This window comes from Ferrimicrobium sp. (genome assembly GCA_022690815.1).
GTDB lineage: Bacteria > Actinomycetota > Acidimicrobiia > Acidimicrobiales > Acidimicrobiaceae > Ferrimicrobium.
Genome location: JALCZJ010000058.1, coordinates 1 through 6,307 on the forward strand (window position 1 = coordinate 1; position 6,307 = coordinate 6,307).

The following is a 6,307-nucleotide window of genomic DNA, read 5'->3' on the forward strand; positions in this document are numbered from 1 at the left end:
ACGTCACTGCCAGAGTCTCATTGCCAGAGGTGCCTTACGAGCTCTTGGTAGAGCCGTAAAGCACATGGGATAGATAACTCTAGCGGGGGTTAGTTGGAGGGGGTGACGGTTTCGGGGGGGAAATTTTGTAATTCTCCAGATTTCTTGGCGAAGTGGTGCCTCAGGTTGGTCGCAGAGAAGACCGCAGCGATGGCCATCAGGACAACAGAGAGGTAAAACGCGTCGTGAATACCAAAGGTGAACTCTGACCCGAGATGGGCGCTGAGCTTGGAAGTGCCCACAAAAATCGCAAAGGCCTGATTCTTCGAGATCGTTCCAGATGCGACCACTATGGCCGCTGCGAACGAGAACACCATTCCAATGTTGGCAAACGTGCGCAACATGCCCGAAGCGATACCAAAGCTACCAGCGGGTGCCGCCTTCATCACCGCAGCGTTGTTGGCTGGGTAGAAGCCGCCAGAGCCAATCGCACCGATGACGTAGGCACCAGAGAGAATCCAGATCGCTGACCCCGTACCTAAATGGGCATAGACGATCAGCGCCACCATCTGCAGCACGAGGCCAGCGGTCGCCGGCCATACCGCACCATAGCGATCCGCAAGTCGGCCACCGAACGGGCCGACCACACCGCCAACCACGTAGCCGGGAAGCAACAGGAGGGACGCGTGTAGCGGGGTGTATCCTCGGACTCCTTGAAGGTACATGAGCAGCAGATACAAGACAGAGAAGCTCGCCAATCCTTGGAAAAGCGCTGCCAACAACGTCGGTGACATCGTCGGCACTCGAAAGAGCGCCAGATTCAACATCGGCTCCCGTTGCCGGAGTTCGACAACCGCAAACACCCCCAACAGCACCAAGCCGGCGATCACGAACTCGATGATTGACGCGTTCAACGACTCACTCGTGAGTTTGGTCAACCCCCAAAGAATGCCGAAGAGCCCCAGACCAAGCGTGATGGTCCCAAGGTAATCGAGCCTGCGCTTCTCGCGATCACCGTGGTCATGGAGGACCTTGATGGCGATCGCGAGCGCGACGAGTCCAATGGGGACGTTGATCCAAAAAATCCATCTCCAGGAGAAGTACGTCACGATCAGGCCACCGAGCAGGACCCCCAAGACAGCTCCGATATTCCAACCGATCGCGTTGTAGCCATAGGCCTTGCCTCGCTGCTCGGGAGGAAACGTATCCGCGATCACCGCCCCGGAGTTGGCCGCCACCAGTGCACCGCCGACCCCCTGCAAAAGACGAAAGCCGACGATAGCTGCTTCGTTCCAAGCAAGTGCACAGAGCAGCGACCCGACGATGAACACCAGGAAACCAAGTTCGTACATCCGCACCCGACCGAACATGTCACCGAGACGTCCCAGTTGGGTGGCGAGCAACGTAATCACCAGCAGATAACCAATGATGACCCAGATGATCGACGATAGGCCAATGTGGAGGCTGCGTTGGATCTCTGGGAGTGCGAGCACAACGATGGTGGTATCGACCGCTGTGATGAGCACCCCAATGACGATCACCAGCAGGGCGAGCCCGCTATGAGAGGCTCGGGTTCGCGCAGCTTCAACCATAGGAGATTCCTCATTTCCAAGATGCTGATGGACAACTTCTCCGATAACAAACCGGCCAAGCGACCAATTCCTTCCCGCCCGGGCCCCTACGTTGCACCTTCTGTCCAGTGCCAGGTCACGAGCACCGAGCCCCCACCATCGTCACCAAGGCACATTTCGGCTACGAAGGTCACATTGTTCGGCGCATACCCAAGGATTTTGCCTCGGGTTGACACAGGAAGCCATACCCACCAGGAATGTCTCGGTATGGGAATAACGCCTTGTTGCAAACAGTTCGCAACTACTGTTGAAGTATTACCTACACGCGCCGACTCAGACCCCTAGAAAGAGGACCAGTGAAGGACCAGCTAGCAACCCCGTCATCGATGGAGCCAACCGCGCCGCGCAAAATGCGCCAGGTCTTTAGTCTCTTTGATCTGTTCCCACTCTCGATCTCGAGCATCGGTCCCGTGTTCTCGGTCGCGGCCACCGGCGGAGTCATGGCCGCCGATGCTGGATGGTGGGCTCTACCAGCCATCGCCATTCTCGCGATTCCCTTCGTGATTGCGTCCTTCGTTTTTCGACTTTTGAATCGGCACTTCCCGAATGCCGGTGCCTCGTATCACTGGTCGGCACGGGTGATGGGCCGGAGGGTCTCTCAGTATCAAGCGTGGATCCTCATCCTTGCCTACTTCTTTTCGATCCCCCCCATCGCCATCCCAGCGGCCACCTACACCTTGGCCCTTGTCGCACCCCACTATCATCCGACCAACGTGGTCACCATTTTGGTCACCATCTTCTGGGTCATCTTCGCCGCTGTGCCTCTCCTCCTGGGCTCCAAGCCAACGGCTCAAATCACGAAGGGTTTCTTTGTACTCGAAATGGTCTCACTGCTCGGCTTCGGGATTCTCGGGCTTGCACGCCTGCATGCCACAGCAGTCACCATTCATTTTGGAGCCCTACCCGTCGGTGGTATGTTGGTGGTCGCCGTCGTAGCCGCTACCGTGCTGGACGGTTGGGAGATCGACTCCTATGCAGCCGAAGAGTCAACCAAGCCACGCAAGGACCCCGGCGTCAGTGGCGTCATTGGCGCATTCCTCGCCTTGGTGTTCTACGCAATCCTCTATCCACTGATGTTTGCTGAAACTCCGATGAAGGCGCTATCGGCACCCAATGACTCGGACCCATTGGCTCTCTGGGCACAACGCGTCCTCCCGTCCGCACACTGGGTGATTCTGGTTCCGATTCTGGCATCCACCGCTGGTGGACTCTGGCTGACCACTTACATCCTCACCCGAGCGCTGTATTCCATGGGGCGTGAGAACCTGATCCCGGCCTCGTTTGGAAAGCTGAGCAAGCGACACGTGCCCCATATCGCCACCGTCTCGGTCCTCGGTCTCACTCTGGTCGTTGTCGCGATCCAACTTTTTATCTCTTCACTGGGCAACTTCTTTAACCTGGTCCTATCGGCGGCTGGCTTCTTCCTGCTCGCCGAGTTCTTCTTCGACATCATGACGGCGATCGTCTTCTTGACGGTTGGACACAAGAAGTTGCCAGACGTCCAGTTCCAACCCCACCAGCACCGCTGGCTTTTGATCGGTGCATTCTTCTCAGGAGCGGTGATGGGGGCGTTACTCGTTGCATTCTTCATCTATGGCCCGAGAGCCATAGGAGCCGGCATCGACCAGACGCTGGTTGTGCTCCTCCTTGCCGGTGTTGTCTTCGTGCTGATAACGCTTCGCAGAGTGAAGAACCTGCACATCTTCGACGGTCACGATACCCAGATCGCTAACTAAGGGGCCTTGACCATCTCCGTCGAACAGGCTGCTTCGCATGTGGTATCGCTGACGATCAGCCGCGCGACACCCGTGCGATCGAGGTGTTTATTAAGCCAATGCGCGACACGACGCCGTCGTCGACAGTGTGGAACCGGTACCGTGGAAGCGTGACTATCCTAATTGACGCTGACCACATCACCGTGACACGATCTGACCGTACGTTATTTCGCGATCTTTCGGTAACAGTCAGCACCCGAGAGCGACTCGGTGTCGTAGGCATCAACGGAACCGGCAAGACCACCCTGTTACGAGTGCTAGCAGGTACGCAACTGCCCGAGTCTGGCGAGGTAAGAAGGGGTCGGGGTATCAAGATTGGCGTGCTAGACCAAGACGACCAACTGCCATCAGGAACTATTCGCGCCCTCGTTGGTACCAACTGGGAGAGCGAGGCAATCCTTGACCGCTTAGACATGATGGCGTTCATCGATCGCGATGTCCAAGCACTCTCTGGTGGGCAACGAAAACGTGTCGCTCTCGCTCGTGTGCTCGCCAAACCCTGTGACCTACTAGTCCTCGATGAGCCGACCAACCATCTTGACCTAGGAGCAGTGGCCTGGCTCGAGACATGGCTCACGCGGTTTCGGGGAGGACTGATCCTGGTCAGTCACGATCGCTACCTTCTGGATCGCGTGACCACTCGGATGCTGGAGCTGGATCGCGGTGCTGGCTACATCCACAACGGCGGCTACAACGCCTATCTCAGCGCCAAGGTCGAACGAGAGATCCAGTCAGAGACGGCGGATGCTGTGCGCCGAAATCTCGCGCGACGAGAGTTGGCTTGGCTACGCAGGGGTGCCAAGGCACGCACGCGAAAACCACAGGCTCGTATCGATGCCGCTAAGAAGCTCATCGAGACCCGGGCACAGCCAGCCGTTCGAGCTGGATCGATCGACCTCGGTTTCGATACCCCGCGCCTCGGCGATCGGGTCATCGAACTCGAGAACGTTGGGTTCCGCTTCGCAACCGATGAGAAGCCGATGCTCGCACATGTGTCCCTCAAGCTCGATCCACGTGAACGGCTCGGCATCGTTGGCCCAAACGGGGCTGGCAAGACCACATTGCTCGAACTCATGGCCCAAAAGCTCGTCCCAACGACTGGATCGATTGACTATGGCTCTACGGTACGCATTGGCTACTACGCACAACAGGGTCCACAGCTCGACCCGACCGCCCGAGTACGCGACATCGTGGCTGGTCCCTATCGCACACCCGGAGACCCGGCTGACATCCGTTTGATGGAACGGTTCTGGTTCACCGGAGAACTCCCCTGGGCAACGGTGGGCACTCTTTCTGGCGGCGAACAGCGTCGTCTCCAGCTCCTCGCCGTGCTTGTGGCACGACCGAACGTCCTACTTCTTGATGAACCTACCAATGATCTCGATCTTGACACGTTACGAGCCCTAGAAGACTACCTCGAGGACTGGCCTGGCGCCCTGGTGACTGTCAGCCACGACCGGACCTTTCTCGAGCGCGTCACCGAGCGGATCATGGTAGTGCACAACACGCATCTCAACCACGTCCGTGGAGGACTTTCCGCGTGGATCGCCCAAGCGAGCGTACGCGCACCCAGTGAACGCAACGAAGGCGACCGAGGTGCGCCCGCCAAACCCTTGTCCAGAGCTAGGTCAACAGAGGGGCAACGAAGATCTCCAAGCACGCTACGCCACGAGCTTGCCAAGCTTGATACCCTGATCGAACGGCTTACCAGGGAGCGAAATCGCATCAGCGCAGCCTTTGCGCAACAGAGTGACCACCAAGCCCTGGCACGACTCGGTACCGAACTCGCTGCCTGTCAGTCACAACTCGACGAAGCTGAAGAGCGGTGGCTCACGCTCAGCGCCGAATACGAGCAGTACACCACGCCCTAAGCATCGAATCCGCAATTCGATCACAATCGCCCCCGGCCAGCTTTGGTGCTGTGACCGGCGCCTCGACTACTCGTGGGCCTCGATCCGTGCACGTAGGGCACGCGCTTGGTCGCCACTTAGGCCCCATACCGAGGAAGGACGACTCCTCTCTGCATGGGCTCGCGCATAGGCAAGCGTCGCCTCGATGGTGTCCGACAGCGGCCGTAACACAAGGCCAGCAGCGATTGCCTTTGCCGGGCTCGCTGCCGCGACATACCGCTCAGCTGGATCATCACCACCCCAGAGCGGAAATGCCGAGTCTTTGACACCATACTCACGAAGCAGATCCGGATCAGCCCATTGGAAGGTGACCTCGTCGGAGATCGTCTCTCGCAATGTCTCTAGGAACCCCCCGAAGGTGATCGGTTGCGACGGCCCGACGGTATGAAACGTCTCCGAGGCCTGGCTGCGGGTTAACGTTACTAAAAACGAGGCCAAATCACGGGCGTCGATCACCTGAAATGGATTATCCCGCGGGCCAGGAACCACCATGGTGCCACCCTCTGCAACGCGCTCGACCCACCAGGTAAACCGTTCGGTAGGATCGAATGGACCCACGACATAGGTCGGCCGAACGATTAGGACCGGGGCGCTTGTAAAGCACGCGACAGCCTCTTGTTCGCAGAGGACCTTGAGGCCTCCATAGGTCAGGTCCGTGACCTGCTCCACCGTCGGATCGTCCAGGGATGCCAACGGTGTATCCTCGGCATAACCCGGCCGAAAAGGACCAGCATAGGCAGACACCGAAGAGATATAGACATACGTCCCCCCGCGACCCCCGAGCGCATCAGCGAGTCGTCTGACCTGTCGAGGGTAATAGGCACAGGTATCGATGGTCGCATCCCAAGTACCGGCACCAAGACCACGCAAATCATCGTTGCGATCCCCAAAGATATGCGTGACCTCTGGGAAGAGGTCAGGGTTGGTCTTGCCTCGGTGAAACAGCGTTACCTCGTCACCCCTTTGGACCAATGCCTCAACGACATGCCGGCCGATAAACTGTGTACCACCA

4 protein-coding genes are annotated in these 6,307 nt (G+C 58.3%); 2 read left to right on the forward strand and 2 right to left on the reverse strand.

Annotated elements, in window-relative coordinates:
* Positions 1-89 precede the first annotated feature (89 nt).
* Positions 90-1,571 (reverse strand): MFS transporter, encoded by a 1,482-nt coding sequence (locus MP439_11105; GenBank protein MCI2976600.1) that lies wholly within the window; start codon positions 1,569-1,571, stop codon positions 90-92.
* A 335-nt stretch (positions 1,572-1,906) separates the two neighbouring features.
* Between MP439_11105 and MP439_11110 the strand changes: the two genes are divergently transcribed.
* Both MP439_11110 and MP439_11115 read left to right on the forward strand, forming a co-directional pair.
* Positions 1,907-3,346 (forward strand): APC family permease, encoded by a 1,440-nt coding sequence (locus MP439_11110; GenBank protein ID MCI2976601.1) that lies wholly within the window; start codon positions 1,907-1,909, stop codon positions 3,344-3,346.
* A 149-nt stretch (positions 3,347-3,495) separates the two neighbouring features.
* Positions 3,496-5,256, forward strand: coding sequence for an ABC-F family ATP-binding cassette domain-containing protein (locus MP439_11115; GenBank protein MCI2976602.1), 1,761 nt, complete (start codon positions 3,496-3,498; stop codon positions 5,254-5,256).
* A gap of 66 nt (positions 5,257-5,322) precedes the next feature.
* Here the strand turns inward: MP439_11115 and MP439_11120 are convergent.
* Positions 5,323-6,307, reverse strand: a 985-nt coding sequence (locus MP439_11120; GenBank protein ID MCI2976603.1) for an NAD-dependent epimerase/dehydratase family protein, incomplete at its 5' end; no start/stop codon positions are given.

Bases quoted from the DNA above. Each gene is read 5' to 3' on its own strand.
- MP439_11105 (MCI2976600.1), bottom strand. From the start codon at position 1,571: ATGGTTGAAGCTGCGCGAACCCGAGCCTCTCATAGCGGGCTCGCCCTG.